General features: G+C 51.8%; 30 protein-coding genes. 22 read left to right on the top strand and 8 right to left on the bottom strand.

Going from position 1 to position 19,076, the window contains the following annotated elements; genetic code table 11:
* The first annotated feature begins 2 nt into the window (after nucleotides 1-2).
* The 20 genes from rplP (at nucleotide 3) to rplQ (ending at nucleotide 9,536) form a co-directional block, all read left to right on the top strand.
* Entirely contained in the window at nucleotides 3-416 is a 414-nt protein-coding gene (gene rplP / locus A3193_RS13540) for a 50S ribosomal protein L16 (protein ID WP_069003718.1), read from the top strand.
* Nucleotides 416-616, top strand: a complete 201-nt coding sequence (gene rpmC, locus A3193_RS13535; protein WP_068989805.1) for a 50S ribosomal protein L29 — start codon at nucleotides 416-418, stop codon at nucleotides 614-616. Before rplP ends, rpmC begins: the two co-directional genes overlap by 1 nt.
* A complete protein-coding gene (gene rpsQ / locus A3193_RS13530) occupies nucleotides 613-873 on the top strand; it encodes a 30S ribosomal protein S17 (protein ID WP_068989809.1) in 261 nt (86 codons plus the stop codon). Before rpmC ends, rpsQ begins: the two co-directional genes overlap by 4 nt.
* A 47-nt stretch (nucleotides 874-920) precedes the next feature.
* The gene (gene rplN, locus A3193_RS13525; protein WP_069003719.1) at nucleotides 921-1,289 is read left to right on the top strand and encodes a 50S ribosomal protein L14; all 369 of its coding nucleotides are present in this window, start codon (nucleotides 921-923) and stop codon (nucleotides 1,287-1,289) included.
* 10 nt (nucleotides 1,290-1,299) lie between these two features.
* Nucleotides 1,300-1,620, top strand: a complete 321-nt coding sequence (gene rplX / locus A3193_RS13520) for a 50S ribosomal protein L24 (protein WP_069003720.1) — start codon at nucleotides 1,300-1,302, stop codon at nucleotides 1,618-1,620.
* A 13-nt stretch (nucleotides 1,621-1,633) separates the two neighbouring features.
* On the top strand, nucleotides 1,634-2,173 hold the full coding sequence (rplE, locus tag A3193_RS13515) for a 50S ribosomal protein L5 (RefSeq protein WP_069003721.1): 540 nt from the start codon (nucleotides 1,634-1,636) through the stop codon (nucleotides 2,171-2,173).
* A gap of 7 nt (nucleotides 2,174-2,180) precedes the next feature.
* Nucleotides 2,181-2,486, top strand: a complete 306-nt coding sequence (gene rpsN, locus A3193_RS13510; RefSeq protein WP_069003722.1) for a 30S ribosomal protein S14 — start codon at nucleotides 2,181-2,183, stop codon at nucleotides 2,484-2,486.
* Nucleotides 2,487-2,584: 98 nt separating this feature from the next.
* Entirely contained in the window at nucleotides 2,585-2,980 is a 396-nt protein-coding gene (gene rpsH, locus A3193_RS13505; RefSeq protein WP_069003723.1) for a 30S ribosomal protein S8, read from the top strand.
* Nucleotides 2,981-2,993: 13 nt separating this feature from the next.
* The gene (gene rplF, locus A3193_RS13500; protein WP_069003724.1) at nucleotides 2,994-3,527 is read left to right on the top strand and encodes a 50S ribosomal protein L6; all 534 of its coding nucleotides are present in this window, start codon (nucleotides 2,994-2,996) and stop codon (nucleotides 3,525-3,527) included.
* An 8-nt stretch (nucleotides 3,528-3,535) separates the two neighbouring features.
* Nucleotides 3,536-3,895 (top strand): 50S ribosomal protein L18, encoded by a 360-nt coding sequence (gene rplR / locus A3193_RS13495; protein WP_069003725.1) that lies wholly within the window; start codon nucleotides 3,536-3,538, stop codon nucleotides 3,893-3,895.
* 12 nt (nucleotides 3,896-3,907) lie between these two features.
* Nucleotides 3,908-4,414, top strand: coding sequence for a 30S ribosomal protein S5 (gene rpsE, locus A3193_RS13490; RefSeq protein WP_068989840.1), 507 nt, complete (start codon nucleotides 3,908-3,910; stop codon nucleotides 4,412-4,414).
* A 3-nt stretch (nucleotides 4,415-4,417) separates the two neighbouring features.
* Nucleotides 4,418-4,606 (top strand): 50S ribosomal protein L30, encoded by a 189-nt coding sequence (gene rpmD / locus A3193_RS13485; RefSeq protein WP_069003726.1) that lies wholly within the window; start codon nucleotides 4,418-4,420, stop codon nucleotides 4,604-4,606.
* A gap of 1 nt (nucleotide 4,607) precedes the next feature.
* On the top strand, nucleotides 4,608-5,039 hold the full coding sequence (rplO, locus tag A3193_RS13480; protein ID WP_069003727.1) for a 50S ribosomal protein L15: 432 nt from the start codon (nucleotides 4,608-4,610) through the stop codon (nucleotides 5,037-5,039).
* Between the two features lie 3 nt (nucleotides 5,040-5,042).
* Nucleotides 5,043-6,392 (top strand): preprotein translocase subunit SecY, encoded by a 1,350-nt coding sequence (gene secY / locus A3193_RS13475; protein WP_069003728.1) that lies wholly within the window; start codon nucleotides 5,043-5,045, stop codon nucleotides 6,390-6,392.
* Between the two features lie 30 nt (nucleotides 6,393-6,422).
* Nucleotides 6,423-6,536 carry a 50S ribosomal protein L36 gene (rpmJ, locus tag A3193_RS20110; RefSeq protein WP_071891793.1) on the top strand — a complete coding sequence of 38 codons (114 nt, stop codon included), beginning with the start codon at nucleotides 6,423-6,425 and terminating at the stop codon, nucleotides 6,534-6,536.
* Nucleotides 6,537-6,645: 109 nt separating this feature from the next.
* Complete coding sequence (rpsM, locus tag A3193_RS13470) at nucleotides 6,646-7,002, top strand: 30S ribosomal protein S13 (protein WP_069003729.1); 357 nt, start codon at nucleotides 6,646-6,648, stop codon at nucleotides 7,000-7,002.
* A gap of 32 nt (nucleotides 7,003-7,034) precedes the next feature.
* Nucleotides 7,035-7,424 carry a 30S ribosomal protein S11 gene (rpsK, locus tag A3193_RS13465; RefSeq protein WP_068989854.1) on the top strand — a complete coding sequence of 130 codons (390 nt, stop codon included), beginning with the start codon at nucleotides 7,035-7,037 and terminating at the stop codon, nucleotides 7,422-7,424.
* Between the two features lie 19 nt (nucleotides 7,425-7,443).
* The gene (gene rpsD, locus A3193_RS13460) at nucleotides 7,444-8,064 is read left to right on the top strand and encodes a 30S ribosomal protein S4 (protein WP_069003730.1); all 621 of its coding nucleotides are present in this window, start codon (nucleotides 7,444-7,446) and stop codon (nucleotides 8,062-8,064) included.
* A 20-nt stretch (nucleotides 8,065-8,084) separates the two neighbouring features.
* Nucleotides 8,085-9,083 carry a DNA-directed RNA polymerase subunit alpha gene (locus A3193_RS13455; protein WP_069003731.1) on the top strand — a complete coding sequence of 333 codons (999 nt, stop codon included), beginning with the start codon at nucleotides 8,085-8,087 and terminating at the stop codon, nucleotides 9,081-9,083.
* Between the two features lie 51 nt (nucleotides 9,084-9,134).
* Nucleotides 9,135-9,536 (top strand): 50S ribosomal protein L17, encoded by a 402-nt coding sequence (gene rplQ / locus A3193_RS13450; RefSeq protein ID WP_069003732.1) that lies wholly within the window; start codon nucleotides 9,135-9,137, stop codon nucleotides 9,534-9,536.
* Between the two features lie 115 nt (nucleotides 9,537-9,651).
* On the opposite strand, the gene A3193_RS13445 is transcribed toward rplQ, so the two are convergent.
* Nucleotides 9,652-10,308, bottom strand: a complete 657-nt coding sequence (locus A3193_RS13445; protein WP_071932360.1) for a cytochrome b/b6 domain-containing protein — start codon at nucleotides 10,306-10,308, stop codon at nucleotides 9,652-9,654.
* 178 nt (nucleotides 10,309-10,486) lie between these two features.
* Here A3193_RS13445 and A3193_RS13440 point away from each other — a divergent pair, with 178 nt between their 5' ends.
* A complete protein-coding gene (locus A3193_RS13440) occupies nucleotides 10,487-11,041 on the top strand; it encodes a TrmH family RNA methyltransferase (RefSeq protein ID WP_069004130.1) in 555 nt (184 codons plus the stop codon).
* A gap of 378 nt (nucleotides 11,042-11,419) precedes the next feature.
* Here A3193_RS13440 and A3193_RS13435 read toward each other — a convergent pair whose 3' ends face one another.
* The 7 genes from A3193_RS13435 to A3193_RS21040 form a co-directional block, all read right to left on the bottom strand.
* The gene (locus A3193_RS13435) at nucleotides 11,420-12,022 is read right to left on the bottom strand and encodes a histidine phosphatase family protein (RefSeq protein ID WP_069015070.1); all 603 of its coding nucleotides are present in this window, start codon (nucleotides 12,020-12,022) and stop codon (nucleotides 11,420-11,422) included.
* 17 nt (nucleotides 12,023-12,039) lie between these two features.
* Nucleotides 12,040-12,924: a regulatory signaling modulator protein AmpE gene (gene ampE / locus A3193_RS13430; protein WP_069003735.1), complete on the bottom strand. Its 885-nt coding sequence runs from the start codon at nucleotides 12,922-12,924 to the stop codon at nucleotides 12,040-12,042.
* 378 nt (nucleotides 12,925-13,302) lie between these two features.
* Nucleotides 13,303-13,851 carry a 1,6-anhydro-N-acetylmuramyl-L-alanine amidase AmpD gene (gene ampD / locus A3193_RS13425; RefSeq protein ID WP_305782037.1) on the bottom strand — a complete coding sequence of 183 codons (549 nt, stop codon included), beginning with the start codon at nucleotides 13,849-13,851 and terminating at the stop codon, nucleotides 13,303-13,305.
* Nucleotides 13,848-14,225, bottom strand: a complete 378-nt coding sequence (locus A3193_RS13420; RefSeq protein ID WP_305782036.1) for a CBS domain-containing protein — start codon at nucleotides 14,223-14,225, stop codon at nucleotides 13,848-13,850. Before A3193_RS13420 ends, ampD begins: the two co-directional genes overlap by 4 nt.
* A gap of 32 nt (nucleotides 14,226-14,257) precedes the next feature.
* Nucleotides 14,258-14,608 carry a P-II family nitrogen regulator gene (locus A3193_RS13415; RefSeq protein WP_068989885.1) on the bottom strand — a complete coding sequence of 117 codons (351 nt, stop codon included), beginning with the start codon at nucleotides 14,606-14,608 and terminating at the stop codon, nucleotides 14,258-14,260.
* Nucleotides 14,609-14,626: 18 nt separating this feature from the next.
* Nucleotides 14,627-15,388 carry a DUF1538 domain-containing protein gene (locus tag A3193_RS21045; protein ID WP_069003738.1) on the bottom strand — a complete coding sequence of 254 codons (762 nt, stop codon included), beginning with the start codon at nucleotides 15,386-15,388 and terminating at the stop codon, nucleotides 14,627-14,629.
* On the bottom strand, nucleotides 15,385-16,116 hold the full coding sequence (locus A3193_RS21040) for a DUF1538 domain-containing protein (RefSeq protein ID WP_069003739.1): 732 nt from the start codon (nucleotides 16,114-16,116) through the stop codon (nucleotides 15,385-15,387). Before A3193_RS21040 ends, A3193_RS21045 begins: the two co-directional genes overlap by 4 nt.
* Nucleotides 16,117-16,728: 612 nt before the next feature.
* Here A3193_RS21040 and A3193_RS13400 point away from each other — a divergent pair.
* Entirely contained in the window at nucleotides 16,729-19,074 is a 2,346-nt protein-coding gene (locus tag A3193_RS13400) for a DUF1631 domain-containing protein (protein ID WP_069015069.1), read from the top strand.
* Nucleotides 19,075-19,076: the final 2 nt, after the last annotated feature.

Here is a 19,076-nt window from a genome sequence, read left to right as displayed (position 1 = left end):
TCATGCTACAGCCAAAACGGACAAAATTTCGCAAACAGCACAAAGGACGCAATCGTGGCCTGGCGTTTGCCGGCAGCTCGGTCTCCTTTGGTGAGTATGGTCTGAAGTCGACTGGTCGGGGACGCATTACTGCACGCCAGATCGAAGCAGCACGTCGTGCGATCACCCGTCATGTAAAACGTGGCGGTAAGATCTGGATCCGCGTGTTCCCCGATAAGCCGATTACCAAGAAGCCTCTCGAAGTGCGTCAGGGTAAAGGTAAGGGTAACGTGGAATACTGGGTTGCTCAGATTCAGCCTGGACGTATGCTCTACGAAATCGAGGGCATATCCGAAGAGCTGGCGCGTGAAGCGTTCGCACTGGCATCTGCCAAGCTGCCTGTCGCGACTACTTTCGTGAAACGGACGGTAATGTAATGAAAGCATCTGAGATTAGAGAAAAGTCACAGCAAGAGTTGACCACTACTCTGGATGAACTCTTGAAAGAGCAGTTTAACCTGCGCATGCAACGGGGTACCGGGCAGCTTGCACGTCCCTCCCGTATGAATGAAGTACGTAAAGACATCGCGCGGATCAAGACTGTGATGAATGAACAGAAGTCAGGTGACGCATCATGAGTGAGCAACAGGCATCAAACCGTACGCTGATTGGCCAGGTGGTCAGTAATGCGATGGATAAAACTATCACCGTTACCGTCGAGCGACGCGTAAAGCATCCCGTATACGGGAAGTTCATGAAGCGTTCCACCAAAGTGCACGCACATGACGAAGCGAACGAGTGTCACTCCGGTGATACCGTAATGGTAGAGCAGTGCCGTCCTCTGTCGAAGAGCAAGACCTGGCGTCTGGTGAAGGTACTGGAGCGTGCAAGCTGATCGATCAGTTTGTACCAATCGTAACTATTTGGAATTAGGGCAATACCATGATTCAGATGCAGTCTAACCTAAGCGTTGCTGATAACAGCGGTGCAAAGCGGGTTCAGTGCATAAAGGTGCTCGGTGGTTCGCACCGTCGCTATGCCGGTGTTGGCGACATTGTGAAAGTCAGTGTCAAAGATGCGATCCCCAGGGGTAAAGTAAAGAAGGGCGACGTCTACAACGCCGTTGTTGTACGTACTAAGAAAGGTGTTCGTCGGCCTGATGGTTCGGTGATTCGTTTTGATTCCAATGCTGCGGTTCTGCTGAACAGCGCCCTGCAGCCGATTGGTACACGTATCTTCGGCCCTGTTACCCGTGAATTAAGGAGCGAGCGGTTTATGAAAATAATCTCGCTTGCACCTGAAGTTTTGTGAGGCAGCACTAATGGCAAGCAAAATCAAAAAAGGTGACGAGGTGATCGTCATAAGCGGCAAAGACAAGGGTAAGCGTGGTACTGTTGTCAAGATGATGGATGACGACCGTCTGGTGGTCGAAAACGTCAACATGGCTAAAAAGCACACCAAACCAAATCCGAACCGGGGTGAACCTGGCGGTATCCTGGACAAGGAGATGCCTCTGCACATCTCCAATGTGGCTTTATATAATCCGGCAACCGATAAGGCTGACCGTGTTGGTTTCAAAATTCTCGAAGACGGCAAAAAGGTTCGGGTGTTCAAATCCAACCAAGAAGTCGTCGATATTTGAGGCATGATGAGAGATGGCTAGGTTACAGCAATATTACAGTGAAACTGTTATCAAGGATCTGATGGATAAGTTTCAATTCGACAGCATCATGGAGGTGCCGAAAATCACCAAGATTACCCTCAACATGGGTGTTGGTGAGGCAATCGGCGATAAGAAGGTGCTGGAGCATGCGGTTGGCGACATGGAGAAGATTGCCGGTCAAAAGGCAGTCATTACCCATGCGAGAAAATCGATCGCTGGTTTTAAAGTCCGTGAGGGATGGCCGATCGGTTGTAAAGTGACTCTGCGCAGAGAGCGTATGTATGAGTTTCTTGATCGTCTGATTAATATCTCGATACCCCGTATTCGTGATTTCCGCGGTTTGAGCAACAAATCTTTCGATGGCCGCGGCAACTACTCTATGGGTGTTAAAGAACAGATTATGTTTCCTGAGATCGATTACGACAAAATCGACGCACTGCGTGGTTTGGATATCACCATCACCACCACAGCGCGTACCGATGACGAGGGTCGTGCGCTCTTGGAAGCCTTCAAGTTTCCTTTTAAGAACTGAGTTTAATATGGCAAAGAAAAGCATGATCGCTCGGGAAACCAAGCGTGCACGGACTGTCTCCAGATTTGCAGCGAAACGGGCTACCCTGAAAGCTGTGATCAAAAATCCGAACAGCAGCTTTGAAGAGATCGAGCAGGCAGTAGCAAAATTGCAGAAATTGCCCCGGGATGCGAGCCCGTCACGCCGGCAGAATCGCTGTCAGGTGACCGGTCGTCCTCACGGCGTCTACCGCAAATTTGGCTTGTGCAGAAATAAACTGCGTGAAGCAGCAATGAGAGGTGATGTGCCAGGACTTGTTAAAGCAAGCTGGTAACAGTATAATCCTGCGCCCTTACCCGAGTGCCCATTGCATTCGGTTGTTCAATCAATAGGTATCGCGCCAAAAAGGCGGACTGACCTTAGGAGCTCATTATGAGTATGTCAGATCCCATAGCGGATATGCTCACACGCATCCGCAATGGTCAGGCAGCGAAGAAAATGTCTGTCGAACTGCCTTCTTCCAAACAGAAGGTAGCCATTGCCAACCTTCTGAAAAATGAAGGCTACATCCAAGAAGTTTCCGTAAATGAGAATGGCGCCAAACCTACCCTGGTTCTGGAGCTTCGCTATTTTCAGGGTCGTCCCGTTATCGATCTCATCAAGCGTGTAAGCCGCCCAGGACTGCGTGTCTATAAAGGCAGAGATGAACTGCCAAAGGTACGTGCCGGCCTCGGCGTTGCGATCATCTCCACATCCAAGGGTGTGATGACAGACCGTGCGGCGCGTGAACTCGGCCAGGGCGGTGAAGTCATCGCCTACGTCGCCTAAGGAGGGATGAGCAATGTCTCGAGTAGCAAAAAGCCCTATCGCATTGCCTTCTGGCACCAGTGTAAAGATGGCCGGTCAGTCGATCTCCATCAAAGGTCCAAAGGGTGAAATGGCGCTCAATCTGCACCCCGACGTGGCTGTCAATGAAGAGGACAGCCAGCTGAAAATTGCTCCCAAGAGCGAGAGCAAGTCAGCCTGGGCCATGGCCGGTACCTTCCGTGCATTGGTCAACAACATGGTTCACGGTGTCAGTCAGGGATTTGAGAAGAAGTTACAGCTGGTTGGTGTTGGATATCGTGCCCAAGGTGGTGGTAAATCACTGAATTTGAACCTTGGTTTCTCCCATCCGATCGACTATCCGGTTCCTGAGGGAATCACCATCGCTACCCCATCCCCGACAGAGATCGTGGTCAGTGGCAGCGACAAGCAACGTGTTGGTCAGGTTGCCGCAGAGATTCGCGCGTTCCGTCCACCTGAACCCTACAAGGGTAAGGGTGTCAGATACGCCGACGAACATGTGGCGCGTAAAGAAGCCAAGAAGAAATAGGTAGAACGATGGACAAGAAACAATCACGTATGCGCCGCGGGCGCCGTACCAGAGCTAAGATTCGGGAGCTGGGCGTTCATCGTCTCTCGATTCACCGTACACCTCGCCATATTTACGCTCAGGTCATCAGTCCTGACGGTTCCAGTGTGTTGGCCAGTGCCTCAACTCTGGACAAGGATGTAAAAGGTGAGATCAGCGGCGAGGCCAGCGGTAACGTCAAGGCTGCCTCCGTTGTTGGTAAACTGGTCGCCGAGCGGGCAAAAACCGCCGGTATCGAAAATGTGGCCTTTGATCGTTCGGGTTTCCGTTATCACGGTCGGGTTAAGGCCCTCGCTGAAGCGGCTCGCGAAGCCGGTCTTCAATTTTAAAGGTTTAGGATTATGGCAAATTTTAATGCAAAACCTGAGGGTGATGAGTTACTTGAGAAACTCGTCAATGTTAACCGTGTGGCCAAGGTGGTCAAAGGTGGTCGTCAGTTCGGTTTCTCAGCGCTGACCGTGGTCGGTGACGGCAAAGGCCGCGTCGGTTTCGGTACCGGCAAAGCACGCGAAGTGCCGGTAGCCATCCAGAAAGCAATGGAGACAGCTCGCAAGAACATGGTCTCTGTGAAGCTTGATGGGGCTACCCTGCAGTATCCGCTGGTTGGTCGTCATGGTGCCGCCAAGGTCTTCATGCAGCCTGCATCCGAAGGTACCGGTATCATTGCCGGTGGCGCGATGCGTGCCGTATTCGAAGTGCTCGGCGTACAGAACGTACTGGCCAAGTGTATCGGCACCAACAATCCGATGAATGTGGTGCGTGCCACCATCAATGGTCTGAATGAAATGGCCGACGCTGAATCGGTTGCCCTGAAACGGGGCAAAAGCGTCGAAGATATCCTGGGGTAAGTCATGGCTGATAAGAAGATGATGCGGGTCAAGCTGGTGCGTAGCACAAGCGGTCGCCTTGCTAGCCATCAAGCATGTGTAAGAGGTCTGGGTCTGCGTCGTATGCATCACGAAGTGGATGTGGAAGACACCCCTTGCACCCGCGGTATGGTGAACAAGGTCAGTTACATGGTTAAGGTAGTGGAGTCTTAAGATGAAATTGAATACTCTCCAGCCTGCTGCGGGAAGCAAAACCACGCGTAAACGTGTCGGTCGCGGTATCGGCAGTGGATCAGGCAAAACCTGTGGACGCGGCCATAAAGGTCAGAAGTCCCGTTCCGGCGGTTTTCACAAAGTCGGTTTCGAAGGTGGCCAGATGCCGCTGCAACGCCGTCTGCCGAAGATCGGTTTCACCTCACGGGTATCCATGGTATCTGCTCAGGTTCGTCTGGGTGAGCTGGCAAAAGTCGATGGCGACGTTGTCGATCTGGATGCACTGAAGAAGGCGAACCTGATCACTCGTGATATGAAGCGGGCAAAGATCTTCCTTTCCGGGGAGATCGATCGTGCAGTTACTGTTAAAGGTATCGCCCTGACCAAGGGTGCAAAAGCCGCTGTCGAAGCTGCTGGCGGTAAGGTCGAATAAATTATGGCCAACCAAGGTGCAATGATGGGTGCTCTGGGCAGCATGGGTCAGCTGACTGAACTACGTCAGCGACTGCTGTTTGTCGCCGGTGCTCTGCTGGTTTTCCGGATCGGTACATTTATTCCTGTACCGGGTGTGAATCCAGTGGCATTGGCTGCCCTGTTTGAGCAGGCCCAGGGTTCGATCCTGGATATGTTCAACATGTTTTCCGGTGGTGCACTGGAACGCGCCAGTATCTTTGCGCTCGGTATCATGCCCTACATCTCTGCGTCGATTATCATGCAGTTGATGTCGGCTGTCATACCAACCCTTGAACAGCTGAAGAAAGAGGGTGAGTCCGGTCGAAGAAAAATCACTCAGTACACCCGTTACGGTACCGTGGTACTGGCGACCTTTCAGGCTGTCGGTATCTCCATTGCCTTGCAGAGTCAGACGGTCGGTGGTGAAACCATTGTAGTTCATCAGGGAATGGGTTTCGTTGTTACCGCAGCAGTATCCCTGGTTACTGGCACCATGTTTCTGATGTGGCTGGGTGAGCAGATCACTGAACGCGGCATCGGTAACGGTATCTCGATGATCATCTTTGCCGGTATCGTCGCCGGATTGCCTTCCGCTATCGGTGGTACTCTGGAACTGGCCCGTACCGGTGAACTGAATGCACTGACCATTCTGTTCCTGTTTGTACTGGCGATTGCGGTTACCGCCTTCGTTGTCTTTGTCGAACGTGGGCAGCGTCGCATAACCATTAACTATGCCAAGCGCCAGCAGGGCCGTCGGATGCTGGCGGCGCAGAGTACTCATCTACCGCTGAAACTGAACATGGCCGGTGTAATCCCACCGATTTTCGCCTCCAGTATCATTCTCTTCCCGGCAACTCTGGGGCAGTGGTTTGGTAATACTGAGGGTACCCGCTGGATACAGGATATCTTCGCCAAGTTATCGCCTGGTGAACCTGTCTATGTCATGGCCTATGCGGCAGCGATCATATTTTTCTGTTTTTTCTATACTGCGTTGGTCTTCAACTCACGGGACACCGCAGATAATTTGAAAAGATCCGGAGCATTTATTCCAGGGATCCGGCCTGGTGAACAGACCGCCAAATATATCGACGGCGTAATGTCCAGGCTCACCATGGCGGGTGCGGTCTATATCACCCTGGTATGTCTGCTTCCCGAATTCCTGATAGTTGGTTGGAATGTGCCTTTCTACTTCGGTGGCACATCACTGCTGATTATCGTTGTGGTAGTGATGGACTTTATGGCCCAGGTACAAGCGCACCTGATGTCACACCAATACGACGGCTTGATGAAAAAAGCCAACCTGAAAGGCAGTGGTGGCGGATTGCTACGCTGATCTGACCGAATCTGAATTGGAGTCTGAAAAATGAAAGTGCGTGCATCTGTGAAAAAAATCTGCCGCAATTGCAAGATTGTTCGCCGTAATGGCGTAGTACGGGTGATCTGTAAAGAGGGTCGCCACAAGCAGCGTCAGGGTTAACCTGGCAATCAAATAATGGGGTGACGGCTTGCTAGAGGCTGTCGCCTAAGGTATTATTGAACGTTTCCCTTCGGAACAATTCCAGGGGTTACTTTAGGAGATTAGAAAGATGGCTCGAATTGCAGGAGTCAACATTCCGGATCGAAAACATGCAGTTATTGCATTGACCTCTATCTATGGTATCGGCCGCTCTACGGCTGGCAATATCTGTAAAGAGGCTGGTATTGAGCCCAATATCAAGATCCAGGAGCTGAGTGAAGACCAGATTGAGTCCATTCGCGGCATCGTGGCCCGTTACACAACGGAAGGCGACCTGCGACGTGAGATCTCCATGAACATCAAACGTCTGATGGACCTGGGTTGTAATCGCGGCATTCGTCATCGCCGTGGTCTGCCACTACGTGGACAGCGTACGCGCACCAATGCGCGTACCCGTAAAGGTCCACGTCGTCCAATCAAACGTTAATCAACTTTAAATCGAATCTGTAGGTACAGAAGATGGCAAAACCCAGCAGCCGTGCCAAGAAGAAGGTAAGAAAGAGCGTCACCGATGGTGTTGCGCATATTCACGCCTCTTTCAACAATACCATCATCACCATAACCGACCGTCAGGGTAATGCTCTTGCATGGGCAACAGCCGGTGGTTCAGGTTTTCGTGGTTCAAGAAAAAGCACCCCTTTCGCAGCTCAGGTGGCTGCTGATCGCGTTGGACAGATGGTTAAGGAGTACGGCGTCAAGAATCTGGATGTCAACGTCAAAGGTCCCGGACCAGGCCGTGAGTCTGCCGTTAGATCACTGAACAATGCCGGTTTCAAAATTACCAGCATCTCCGACGTAACACCGATTCCTCATAACGGTTGCCGTCCTCCTAAAAAGCGCCGCGTATAAACACTGGAGTTATTGAATCATGGCAAGGTACATCGGACCTAAGTGTAAGCTGAGCCGTCGCGAAGGCACAGACCTCTTTCTCAAGAGTCGCGTGCGTTCGCTTGACTCCAAGTGCAACATGGAGAAAGTGCCCGGACAGGCTGGCGATCGTCGCCGTCGTGTTTCGGATTATGGATTGCAGCTGCGTGAAAAGCAGAAAGTACGTCGTATCTACGGCGTGATGGAAAAGCAGTTCCGTAACTACTACAAAGCTGCTGCGCAGAATAAAGGTGCAACCGGCGAGAATCTGCTGCAACTGCTTGAAACCCGTCTGGACAACATCGTCTACCGCATGGGTTTTGGCTCAACTCGCGCAGAAGCCCGTCAGCTGGTCAGCCATAAGGCGATTGAAGTCAACGGAAAGATCGTCAATGTGCCTTCCTTCAAGGTGACTGCAGAAGACGAAATCTCAATACGTGAGAAGGCTAAGAAACAGGTACGTATTCAGGGGGCGCTGGAACTGCAGGGTCAGTATGGCTTCGTGGATTGGGTTGAAGTTGATCCAAAAGCGATGAAGGGTAAGCTGAAGCGTATCCCGGATCGCTCTGATCTTTCTGCTGAAATTAACGAACAACTGGTCGTTGAGCTCTACTCCAAGTAAGCCTTGACGAGGGAAAATATATGACCGAAAGCGTTACGGAATTTCTAAAGCCGCGTATTGTCAACGTACAGCCGATCACTGCCACTCGCGCAAAAGTGACTCTTGAGCCACTTGAGAGAGGGTTTGGTCATACGCTCGGTAACGCCTTGCGCCGCATCCTGCTTTCATCGATGCCAGGTAGTGCGATTACAGAAGTCGAAATCGCTGATGTATTGCACGAGTACACCACCATTGAAGGTGTGCAGGAAGATGTACTGGATATACTGCTCAATCTGAAGCAGGTTGCCCTGATCATGCATACCCGTGACGAAGCTACACTGAAGCTGCAGAAAAAGGGACCCGGTCAGGTCTTCGCCAGTGACATCGCGCTCGATCACGATGTAGAGGTGGCCAACCCGGATCATGTGATTGCCACTCTGACCAAGTCAGGTGAGATCAACATGACCCTGAATATTCATCGTGGCCGTGGCTATCATCCTGCTGCCGCCCGTCAGGGGTCCGCAGGTGATGAGCGTCCGATCGGTATGTTGCAGGTTGATGCATCATTCAGTCCGATACGTGAAGTGGCCTACAGTGTCGAAGCGGCCCGTGTTGAGCAGAACACCGGCCTGGATCGTCTGGTTATCGAGCTGGAGACCAACGGTACAATCGATCCTGAAGAGGCGATCAGGCGTTCTGCAAGCATCTTGCGTGATCAGCTCTCGGTGTTTGTCGACCTTGAAGCTGAGGCTGCAGAGTCTGTCGCAGAACCGGAAGAGCCGGCGATCGATCCGATCCTGCTGCGTCCAGTAGACGATCTGGAATTGACCGTTCGTTCTGCAAACTGCTTGAAGGCAGAGAATATTTTTCTTATCGGTGATCTGATTCAGAGAACTGAAGTGGAACTGCTCAAGACACCTAACTTGGGTAAGAAGTCACTGACTGAGATTAAGGATGTGCTCGCACGTCGAGGTCTGTCACTGGGTATGCGCCTGGAGCACTGGCCGCCAGAGAACATCGAGGAGCAGCTTGCCCACTGAGGTAGGTCGCTATTAACCGTTAAACAATTTTGAATTTGGGAAAGTCGACTCATGCGTCATCGCAAATCAGGACGGCAGCTAAATCGTAACAGCAGCCACAGGAATGCCATGTTCAGAAACATGGCGGTCTCTTTGATCAATCATGAGTTGATCAAAACGACTGTGCCTAAGGCAAAAGAGCTTCGTCGCGTAGCTGAGCCACTCATCACCATGTCCAAGACAGACAATGTTGCCAAACGTCGTCTCGCCTTCTCACGCCTGCGTGATAAGTCAGCGGTAGGCAAGTTATTCGCTGAACTTGGCCCAAGATACCAGTCCCGCCCTGGTGGCTATGTCCGCATTCTGAAGTGTGGCTATCGTCCAGGTGACAAGGCGCCAATGGCTTTTGTGGAGCTGGTTGATCGTCCGATCGAAGAGCCTGTTGCTGAGGAAGAGGTCGCTACTGAAGAGTAACGACTGAGCTGCTGGCAGCAGAGTTGAAAGACCCACGCTGAAAAGCGTGGGTTTTTTTGTGCCTGACGTTTTTTATTAACAAATCAGGTGGTTCGCTGCGGTTGTTCCAAGAGGGCTATTTTTTTATGGTCTTCATGAGGTCGTTCAGATCAACACTGCTTGTGCCGGGCTCTGAAGGTTTCTCTGAATGTTGAAAGATCCGATGGCCATTAATCATGCCGGATATATCGGATCCACTGCCTCCGAGATCGTGTGCGAAAACCGCAAGGATATGCAGCAGGCTGAACCAGGCAATGATCACATAAGTCAGGTGGTGCAGGTCCGCCATGACGATACCGAAGAGAAATTGCTGTTCATTGAGCAGTGCGTAACCACTGATCAGGCTGAGTAACAGAATAAAGAACAATCCGAGATAGATGGGTCCCCAGAATGGATTGTGGCTGAACCAGTTGGGCAGAGGTGCTTTCCCCAGGGTCAGGTAGAATTTGGCAACCTGCCAGGCCTGTGACAAGCGGTGGGCATCCGGCTCGCAATCGCTGATATGGTCTGTTCCTTTGCCAAACAGCAACAGATAGAGTCTGATCAGAAAGCCGGGGAGCAGGAGCGCACCGAACAGATAGTGTATATCCTGGTTGATGGTGCTCAGAGTGGTCTGGATGGATAGGAGATAACCACTGCCGATCAGGACCAGTGTGGAGACCCCCATCAGCCAGTGGGAAATCCTGAGCCAGCGGCTCCAGACGGAAACACGGGTTACGCTACTCTTTTGCATGGTTACTCCGAGCGGGGCAGATCAATCTGATATCTTACGCTGGATGGCTACTTTAGATTGATACTTTTGGTAAGGTTATTTGTCGGCAGTAAAGTGGAAATTGACTCATTTGAGCTCTGCAGCAGTCAACAGCTCCTAGTATGATTGGGTGGAAGTCTATTTTGCATTGATAAATAACATGTTACGTCAAAGAAAGAGTAAACGGGAAAAACGTGAAGCCAGGGATCAGGCACTGCTGCGCTATACCAAGCAGCGTCAACGCAACGTGCTGGCCAAGCCGGGCGTCAATGACTTTATTCTGGTTCTGGATCATATGAAGGCGGGATTCAATGTAGCCAAGATATTTCGCAGTGCTGAAGCTTTTGGCGCTGCCGAGGTCCATTTGATCGATATCGGCCCATTCGATCCCTCTCCGGGTAAAGGGGCCTTCAAAAAGGTCCCGGCAAAGTTCTACGACAGTTTCGAGCAGAGCTATCAGGAGCTGGTGAAGCGGGATTACAAGATTGTTGCATTAAGCGGTGATTGTGAGCATCTGTCGACTGAGTCCGTACTGGATAGCAAGACCGCCTTCGTGCTGGGGCATGAGGAGTGGGGGCACAGTTTTGAAATGGCTGACTATCCAGATATTCGCTGTCTGGCGATTCCGCAATTCGGTCAGGTTGAGAGTCTGAATGTGGCTGTCGCCGCCTCAATCATGATGTATGAGTACATACGCCAACACCCTTCGAGATAAGCGACTCGATGAATGTTTCAGAGTGGTTGGTATTAGCCGTACGATTATCGGTCGGGCAGCTCAACACTCTTTGTAGAAAGAACGGTAACGACAATGGCTGTCAGTGCAGCGAGTAATAACCAAGACATAGGTTGCCTCCTCTTTTGTCTTGAACCGGTACATTGCCGGTTGATTTGTAGTGTGTTGTTAAGACTAGGGTATAAAATTCGTTGTTACTGAGACTTGTAACTTATTTGTATTAAAGAAAGCTTAAAAAAGGTGAGACTTTGTTCACAAAATTTTACGCTCTAGATTCTCCCAGTGCTTGTCTGGATGCCCAGGATCTTGCGAGTACTTGGAAGATAGCGGCAAGATAGCGTGAAATAGTCTCGATTTAGCTTAATATAGGCTCGTTTTGCCAATGAACATAATGGTGGGAGGGCGCTCGGTTTCAATCTTAATTCGGGAGAGACTGGCCGTGCCAATAGAGAAGCGGTACATGGAACCCAGCGGGGCATCCAGCAGATTAGCCAGGATGGAACGAATCACCCCGGCATGGGTGATCAGCAGGATGTGTTGACCCGAATTCTCCCTGACCGCCTGGTTGTAGGCCTGGGAAACCCTTTGACTGAAATTTTCCAACGGCTCGGCGTTCTGCGGCCGATGCCCTATGGGGTCGTGATAAAAGCGCTTCATCTGGTGCGGGTCCTGGGCGCGCAGCTGATCCCCGGAAAAGCCCTCCCAGTGACCAAATCCAACCTCCTTGAGTCGGTCATCATATGAGAGAGCAATATCCATTTGATCGCTGAGCTCAGCTGCAAATGCAGCGCAGCGTTTGAGCGGTGAGCTGATGATGGCCTGCCATGGCCTTTGCCCGGATACCGCATCACGCATCTCCTGCCAGCCGGTTTCACTCAGAGGGTCATCGATCTGTCCCCGATAACGTCTACCCCCGACGGGTTCACCGTGACGTAACAGATCAATGGTTGTTGTCTCACTCATCGGCGTAAAACAGAGAATCAGATCAGGCCGGTAAAGGTGAGAAAGGCGAGGATCACCAGAAAAACGATCAGGCTCCTCCAGATCAAAGCCATGGCGGCTTTCGGCAGGTAGGTATAGAGATGGGCTCCGGCGTAGGCTTCATCCAGTAACGTGGTCAGACGCATGGCGCCGCTTCCGGTGCAGATCAGGGTGCCAGCGTTACTGTCGCTGAATTCACTCTGCCGGCTCTCCTGGTAGCTTCTCCAGCCGTACAACGCATCCTCAAAACTGCCGGCGATAGCATAGCAAAAGGCGGTGATTCTGGCTGGTAGCCAGTCCAGTATGATGACCAGTTGCCTGGTGTTGAGTTTGAAATCGATATCCTGTGCGGCCTGGTCCGATTGAGGCATCCATGTTGCCAGTCGGTAGAGGATGGCGCCGAGCGGGCCGAGTAGGATGAACCAGAAAAGCACAGCTACCGTTCTCCGGTTTGCTTGTTGCAGTGCCGCTTCAGCAACAGCCTGTGAGCGGGCAGGCTCGCTGGTGGGTGGCTCATCTTCGATGATCTCCCGGGCGATCCGCCTCGCTTCACCATCATCGGCTTCCGCCGTCTCGACATACTGGTTGATCTGGCTGTCCAGATCCTGTGGTCCCAGGGCGTAGAGCAATACCCCGATGGATAACAGCAGGCTGGGTAAACCCAGTAAACTGTCGGCGAACAGATGTTGCAGCGCTGCGATTGCCAGCAGGGGTGGGAGCAGCAGTAACAGCAGACCTATGATGCCTTGCTGCATCCATTCAGGCAGGTTTTGCTGCTGGTGCCACTGACAATACCGGGTGAACCAGCGATTGCTTCTCAGGTGGCGGTGCTCAAGTAAAAATCGCTCTGCTATCAGGCAGATAAGAATGATCGTCAAGGTCATTGCGAGAGTTTCACCGAATCAGCTGCAAGTTTCAACCTGGAATCAGCAGTTGGACAGGTTGAAGTGTGCGCTTGTGGGGGTAGAGGGCAAGGCGTCATGACACGCAATAACCCGCTATTGCAAGGAGTTGCAACGCCGTCATGCGCCGCCACAAGCGTGCAATTCGCCCTGTAGCGTGACTCACCCAGCGAGGGATACCCTTTATCGAACACTTTTTTCATCTCATTCAACAGCTTGGTAACAGAATGGAGCGGTCAACTGCGGAATCTAGGTTCAAATTATCCCCAACGGTTCATCTCGGTTTCATTGATGGATGTCTGCTTGGATCTGTAGAGGTGGTCCGCTTTCTTATTCAGCATGGAATATCCGTGCTTTCTCTCAAGAATGCAATAAGCGGAAGTAGTTTTGCCAATCGAACATCGGACCGGGATCGGTCTTACGTCCAGGGGCAATCGCTGCGTGACTGGTGATCCGCTCCTGAGTGATGTTCGGATAGATCGCCATGATCTGTCGGGTCGCTTCCACCAGGCTGGCGTATTGGGCATCGGTGAAGGGTTGCTCATCACTGCCTTCCAACTCGATTCCGATGGAGAAGTCGTTGCAGCGTTCGCGCCCACAATAGTTGGATTCACCGGCATGCCAGGCCCGATGGTGCAGGGGAACATACTGCACCTGGGAGCCGTCCCGTCGGATCAGCAGGTGGCAGGATACTTTGAGACTGCTGATCTCCTGGAAGTACGGATGGGCATCCGCATCCAGGCGATTCATGAACAGATCATCAATCCAATCACCGCCGAACTCCCCCGGTGGGAGACTGATGCTGTGGATCACCAGCAGGTCAATGTCGCAATCGGCGGGGCGCTGATCCTGGTTTGCGGAGTTATGAAACTGAGCGCCGTCGAGCAGTCCAGTCTGTCCGTGCTTCAAGATTGATCCGCAGCAGATGGAAAACCTTTCAGGACCATATCGGCATAACTGACGATACCGATCACTTCGCCATGCTCCACGACCGGCGCCCGGTTGAGTTCAAAGCGGCCAAACAGTCTGGCGCAGTAGCGGATGTCCATATCAGCCGATACCGTGAAGGCTGGTTTGCTCATGATCTCGTAAATATTCACCCGTTCCGGAGCCCGGTCTTTTGCCAATACCTGTCGTGCGATATCCGATAGGGTGACAATACCGAATTCATCGTTTTCATCACGCTTTTTGACGATCAGTGACTTGGTTTCCACGTAGTTCATCTTCTCCAGGGCGCTTTCAACGGTATCCATCCCTTCAACCAAATCAAAATCATTCTTCATTACGTCTCGAACTCGGACTAGTTTGCGATCGGTCATAATTCCTCCTCGACCACTTGTGAAAGTGAGGCTATCTGATGGCTGACACCGACAGCATCCTCGATGTCGATCTGAAAGGCGATGCCGCTGCCTGACTGGTTATCGAACTCTCCGGCCTCGGAGATCTTTTCCAGAATCGTCCGGCTTAGATGCTCCTCCACCAGCAGCAGTAGAACATCCCGTTGTGTATCCAGGGTCAGGCCGAGGAAGGTTTTCGACTGCTCGATACCTTCACCCCGTGCGTGGTTGATGACGGTTGAACCTGTCGCCCCGGCGGAGCGCGCAGCCTCAAGCACTTTTTCCGTGGTGCTGTCTTCTACCAGGGCGATGATGAGTTTGAAGTGCATCTCAATACCTCGTGTGAATCATTGACGACTGCGCCACTCACTGAGCTGGGCGTAAGCCATAACGGACATGATGGGAAACAGACTGGCAAAGGCGATCAGACCAAAGCCGTCAATCAGTGGGTTACGTCCAGGTATGTTACTGGACAGGCCAATCCCGAGAGCAGCGACCAATGGAACGGTCACTGTGGATGTGGTTACGCCACCGGAATCGTAGGCCAGGGCGATGATGGTACGGGGGGCGACCATGGTTTGAAAAATCACCACCACATAGCCGGCGATGATGTACCAGTGCAGGGGTGTACCGGTGATGATCCGATAACTGCCGAGCGAAATGCCGATCGCGACCCCGATGGCCACTGCAATCCTCAAGCCCCATTGACTGATCGCCCCGGCGGATACCTGGTTGGCCTTGATTGCAACGGCAATCAGGGAGGGTTCCGCAATGGTGGTGGAGAAGCCGATACTGGCGGCAAACAGATAGACCCAGAAGTAGTGGTGCCACTGAACTGTCTCTCCGGTAGTCGGGACATTCAACAACTCAGGCGAGGTGAGCTGGCTTGCCATCAGTTCACCCAAGGGGAAGAGGGCAAGATCAAGACCCTCAAGAAACAACGCCAGACCGAACAGCACCATCAGGAAACCAATCCCGATCTCCTTGGCATTTTTCAGTGGCCTGCGCAATACGAAGATCTGGAAGCCGAACAGGATCGCGGCAATCGGCAGGATGTCCAGCACAGTGCCTACCAGGACGTTGAGAAAGTGTTCGATACCTGCAGTCATAACATGATTCCGTAGAACATGACGAATATCATTGGTGTCAGGGAGGCAAATGCAATCAGACCGAACCCATCCGTCATCGGGTTGCGCCCTTTGATACTGGAAGCCAGGCCCACACCGAGAGCTGTCACCAGGGGAACGGTCACGGTGGATGTTGTGACACCTCCTGAATCATAGGCGATACCGATGATCTCTTTGGGTGCAAAGGCGGTCATGATCACCACACCGATATATCCACCGATGATCAGGTATTGTACCGGCCAGCCTTTGACGATCCTCAGGACACCCAGCACGATGGCGAACCCTACTGAAAGGGCCACGGTATAGCGAAGTCCCTGGGCATATTCGTGCATGGCCTCGATGGAGTCTTCGATCATGCCGCCATTCGCAGCAATTTTTGCCGCCTCCTCAGCAATCTTGATCAGTGCGGGTTCCGCCACTGTGGTACCGAATCCAAGCGCAAAGGCAAATATCAGGAGCCAGCTGAGGCTGCCTTTGCGGGCAAAGTTCCAGGCCATCGTCTCACCGAGGGGAAAGAGACCCAGATTCAGGCCTTCGATGAACAGGCTCAAACCCAAAAGCACCAGAACCGTACCGATCAACAATGAACCCAGGTTGGGAATCGGTTGTTGCAGGACCACCAGCTGGAAAAAAGCGATAACGATGAAGATCGGCAGAAGATCTCGAAAACTGCTGATAAGTGATGCGAATAGGCGCCGGACTGTATTCATATTATTCGGGCCGGTTACTATGAATAGTTGGTTGTTATTGTTTCATGACTGGTGATAGCCCCAGTTCACTGATATTGAACCATACAATAGATTGAGTTGAGCATCTATTACATTAAGATTGCATTCGACTGGCGTCCACTGGAGATCGGTTGGCCCGGTTGGAACGATCATGCAAAAGGTGAAACGTTAATAGATACTGATGGGTGACAGGTGAAGAGATTGAGTCGATGCAAGGGTCTGGTCATGGGGTTGAGACAGTACCCTGGGTTAGGGGTTAACTTCCTGAATATTTGAAAATTAGTCCAAAAAGGGGTTGATAATGGAATTAATTTCCCAAAATCTTCCATTATTGATCAAATACCCATGCTGAGCTTTAGTCTGTATTATCTTTGCCGATATGTAGCAAACTATTGATTGGACAGACACTTGGTGCTAGTTTTTGAATAGTGTATCCAATGGTGATGTGGAAAGGCCCCAAAATGATCATGGTTCTTTTGTGAGGCTTTTCTCAGACGCTTATCTTTTACTGTCATAGCCTCTTATTAGGTGCAGGCTAAAGGGAATTTGTAAGCATTTGCTTGGGTATGTGTAGGATTTTTCAAGTGATTTTAGATGCAAAGGCAAGACAACATTATTACATTCGGCTCAGCTGTGCCTCATCAGAAAAACATTTCGCTGGATGCTAACGGGCGAAGGGTTTCGTCTGAGTGCCGAAATCTGGTCATTAAGGCCATCCCCAAGTTAATGAATGATTTGTTCGAGAATCTGGACGATTCTCTCTATGAAATGGCGAACAAATCGGATAATAACGCACTGCAGAACGTCTATTTCGATTCCATGAGGGAGCTGCGCAAACAGCGCGCAGGAATCGATCGCGCCTTCACCCAGGAGTTGCTCAGCATCTACGATCGCTATTGGCAGACCGGTGAGATCCATATCAATCAGCCAACCCTGGATGAATTGAGCCGGGACTCAGAGATGTCGCTGGTGGAAAATGACGATCTGGAAGAGTCTCTGGCGATAACCAATATGGTCAGTAAATCGGAAAGTCGGTTTACCCGGGAACTCTATGCCATGGGGCAGCGTTTCGCATATGTCATGGGTGGTGGCAATATCAATGAGCAGATCGCCCAGCGATCGCCATTGGAACCCGGTGTTGTCTGCAATGCATTTCAGTTCGCAATGTCGAATGTGCCGGTTGAGCTGCCGGTCAAGCTGGTCGTTTACAAACTCTTTGACCGCCATGTGATGCACTATATCGGTGGTCTGTATGATGAAGTCAATCTGTTGCTGGGCCGCGCCGGTGTGATACCCAAGTTGACACCGAAAGTGCGTCGCAACCCGATTGCTCCCAGCATGCGGGGTGATGCGGGTGAGAGCTACATGGCCAGTGACTCATCCTATGTTTCAACCTCTCCACCTTCCGCCTACCCTGAGAGTCAGATGAGCTCGAGCGGTAGTGAAGTGCAGGCGGAGGTGTTTGCCACACTGCAGCAGTTACTGGGCACACGTCGTGCCAGCAGCGGAAGCAGTATGCTGACATCCAGCCTGATGCTGACCACGCCGAACGGTAATATCCCGGTGGTGGATACCGGCGAGTTGCTTGGTGCCCTTTCAGCAATCCAGCAGTCCAATGTGGTGATGTTACCGCAAGGCAAACGAATCGATCGAACCCTGACTCCGGAAGAGATGCGGACCCGTCTGGTAACTGATCTGAAGATCGCAAAGGATGGGCAGCTGACCCGCTCCCTGGGCGACGCGGATAACGATACCATCGATGTCATCTCCATGCTGTTTGAGTTCATCCTCGATGACTACAGCCTGCCCGATGCGATGAAAGCCTTGATCAGCCGTCTGCAGATACCGATGCTGAAAGTGGCAATCATCGACAAGAGTTTCTTCAGTGAAAAGGTGCATCCGGCGAGAAGATTGTTGAACTCACTGGCCCAGGCGGCAGTAGGCTGGAATGATACCGGTGACCGGGTCAACGACACCCTCTACACCAAGATCGAATCGACCATCAAACGGATCCTGAATGAGTTTCATGATGATCCGGAACTGTTCGCCGAATTGAATGATGAGTTCTCCAAATGGTGGGAGAAGGAGCAGCGCGGGGCACAGATCGCTGAAAAGCGCACCAACCAGATCACCCGGGGCAAGGAGCAGCTGAAGTCTGCCAAGCAGATTGTCTCCGAAGAACTCAATACACGGTTACGTACCCAGAAGCTGGTACCACAAGCGGTGATGTCGATCCTGGAAGATGGCTGGAAGGATGCATTGCTGCTGATCTATCTGCGCGAAGGTGATCAGAGTCAGGACTGGACCGAGGCGCTGGAGATCGTCGATCGGTTGTTGTGGAGTGTACAGCCGAAGTCCGAGTATGGTGAACGGCAGCAACTGCTGCGTGGGATACCGGAACTGCTGCGCAATGTACGTGAGCGTCTGAATAGCATCTCCTTTGATCAACACAAGATGGCACGCCTGTTCAAAGAGTTACAGAATTGCCATATCCAGGTGCTGCGGGGCGGGGATGGTAGTCAGATGAATACCTCCGGTACCCAGCCTGTCAGTCAATATGAGATTCACTTCCCGGACAGTCAGCTGACCAGCGATGACAACAGTCAGCTGATGGAGATGGCGGATGAGGCAATATCCGACACTGATGAGTTTTCAAAAATGGCCACCGAACTTGAACCGGGCATGTGGCTTGAGATGGCGGATGGTGCCAGCAAAGTCCGTGTTAAACTCTCCTGGAAGAGCAAGGTGACGGATACCTATATCTTTGTTAACCGCAAGGGTATGAAAGCTATGGAGCTGACATCTGCCGGCGTGGCCAAGCAGTTGCGTGAAGGCAAAGCCAAAACGGTTGAAGTCTCATCCACACCAATCATGGATCGAGCACTCGATGCCATGCTCAGCGCGCTGAAGAATACCGACGCTTCATCCGCTTCAGCCTGAAG

Source organism: Candidatus Thiodiazotropha endoloripes (assembly GCF_001708965.1).
Classification (GTDB): domain Bacteria; phylum Pseudomonadota; class Gammaproteobacteria; order Chromatiales; family Chromatiaceae; genus Thiodiazotropha; species Thiodiazotropha endoloripes.
Note: the sequence above shows the minus strand (reverse complement) of the source record. Positions and strands in the feature narration are given on the sequence as shown.

Excerpts from the sequence above, each read along its gene's own strand:
- rplP (WP_069003718.1), top strand. The coding sequence starts at position 3 with ATGCTACAGCCAAAACGGACAAAATTTCGCAAACAGCACAAAGGACGC.
- rpmC (WP_068989805.1), top strand. The coding sequence starts at position 416 with ATGAAAGCATCTGAGATTAGAGAAAAGTCACAGCAAGAGTTGACCACT.
- rpsQ (WP_068989809.1), top strand. The coding sequence starts at position 613 with ATGAGTGAGCAACAGGCATCAAACCGTACGCTGATTGGCCAGGTGGTC.
- rplN (WP_069003719.1), top strand. The coding sequence starts at position 921 with ATGATTCAGATGCAGTCTAACCTAAGCGTTGCTGATAACAGCGGTGCA.
- rplX (WP_069003720.1), top strand. The coding sequence starts at position 1,300 with ATGGCAAGCAAAATCAAAAAAGGTGACGAGGTGATCGTCATAAGCGGC.
- rplE (WP_069003721.1), top strand. The coding sequence starts at position 1,634 with ATGGCTAGGTTACAGCAATATTACAGTGAAACTGTTATCAAGGATCTG.
- rpsN (WP_069003722.1), top strand. The coding sequence starts at position 2,181 with ATGGCAAAGAAAAGCATGATCGCTCGGGAAACCAAGCGTGCACGGACT.
- rpsH (WP_069003723.1), top strand. The coding sequence starts at position 2,585 with ATGAGTATGTCAGATCCCATAGCGGATATGCTCACACGCATCCGCAAT.
- rplF (WP_069003724.1), top strand. The coding sequence starts at position 2,994 with ATGTCTCGAGTAGCAAAAAGCCCTATCGCATTGCCTTCTGGCACCAGT.
- rplR (WP_069003725.1), top strand. The coding sequence starts at position 3,536 with ATGGACAAGAAACAATCACGTATGCGCCGCGGGCGCCGTACCAGAGCT.
- rpsE (WP_068989840.1), top strand. The coding sequence starts at position 3,908 with ATGGCAAATTTTAATGCAAAACCTGAGGGTGATGAGTTACTTGAGAAA.
- rpmD (WP_069003726.1), top strand. The coding sequence starts at position 4,418 with ATGGCTGATAAGAAGATGATGCGGGTCAAGCTGGTGCGTAGCACAAGC.
- rplO (WP_069003727.1), top strand. The coding sequence starts at position 4,608 with ATGAAATTGAATACTCTCCAGCCTGCTGCGGGAAGCAAAACCACGCGT.
- secY (WP_069003728.1), top strand. The coding sequence starts at position 5,043 with ATGGCCAACCAAGGTGCAATGATGGGTGCTCTGGGCAGCATGGGTCAG.
- rpmJ (WP_071891793.1), top strand. The coding sequence starts at position 6,423 with ATGAAAGTGCGTGCATCTGTGAAAAAAATCTGCCGCAATTGCAAGATT.
- rpsM (WP_069003729.1), top strand. The coding sequence starts at position 6,646 with ATGGCTCGAATTGCAGGAGTCAACATTCCGGATCGAAAACATGCAGTT.
- rpsK (WP_068989854.1), top strand. The coding sequence starts at position 7,035 with ATGGCAAAACCCAGCAGCCGTGCCAAGAAGAAGGTAAGAAAGAGCGTC.
- rpsD (WP_069003730.1), top strand. The coding sequence starts at position 7,444 with ATGGCAAGGTACATCGGACCTAAGTGTAAGCTGAGCCGTCGCGAAGGC.
- A3193_RS13455 (WP_069003731.1), top strand. The coding sequence starts at position 8,085 with ATGACCGAAAGCGTTACGGAATTTCTAAAGCCGCGTATTGTCAACGTA.
- rplQ (WP_069003732.1), top strand. The coding sequence starts at position 9,135 with ATGCGTCATCGCAAATCAGGACGGCAGCTAAATCGTAACAGCAGCCAC.
- A3193_RS13445 (WP_071932360.1), bottom strand. The coding sequence starts at position 10,308 with ATGCAAAAGAGTAGCGTAACCCGTGTTTCCGTCTGGAGCCGCTGGCTC.
- A3193_RS13440 (WP_069004130.1), top strand. The coding sequence starts at position 10,487 with ATGTTACGTCAAAGAAAGAGTAAACGGGAAAAACGTGAAGCCAGGGAT.
- A3193_RS13435 (WP_069015070.1), bottom strand. The coding sequence starts at position 12,022 with ATGAGTGAGACAACAACCATTGATCTGTTACGTCACGGTGAACCCGTC.
- ampE (WP_069003735.1), bottom strand. The coding sequence starts at position 12,924 with ATGACCTTGACGATCATTCTTATCTGCCTGATAGCAGAGCGATTTTTA.
- A3193_RS13420 (WP_305782036.1), bottom strand. The coding sequence starts at position 14,225 with ATGAAGAATGATTTTGATTTGGTTGAAGGGATGGATACCGTTGAAAGC.
- A3193_RS13415 (WP_068989885.1), bottom strand. The coding sequence starts at position 14,608 with ATGCACTTCAAACTCATCATCGCCCTGGTAGAAGACAGCACCACGGAA.
- A3193_RS21045 (WP_069003738.1), bottom strand. The coding sequence starts at position 15,388 with ATGACTGCAGGTATCGAACACTTTCTCAACGTCCTGGTAGGCACTGTG.
- A3193_RS21040 (WP_069003739.1), bottom strand. The coding sequence starts at position 16,116 with ATGAATACAGTCCGGCGCCTATTCGCATCACTTATCAGCAGTTTTCGA.
- A3193_RS13400 (WP_069015069.1), top strand. The coding sequence starts at position 16,729 with ATGCAAAGGCAAGACAACATTATTACATTCGGCTCAGCTGTGCCTCAT.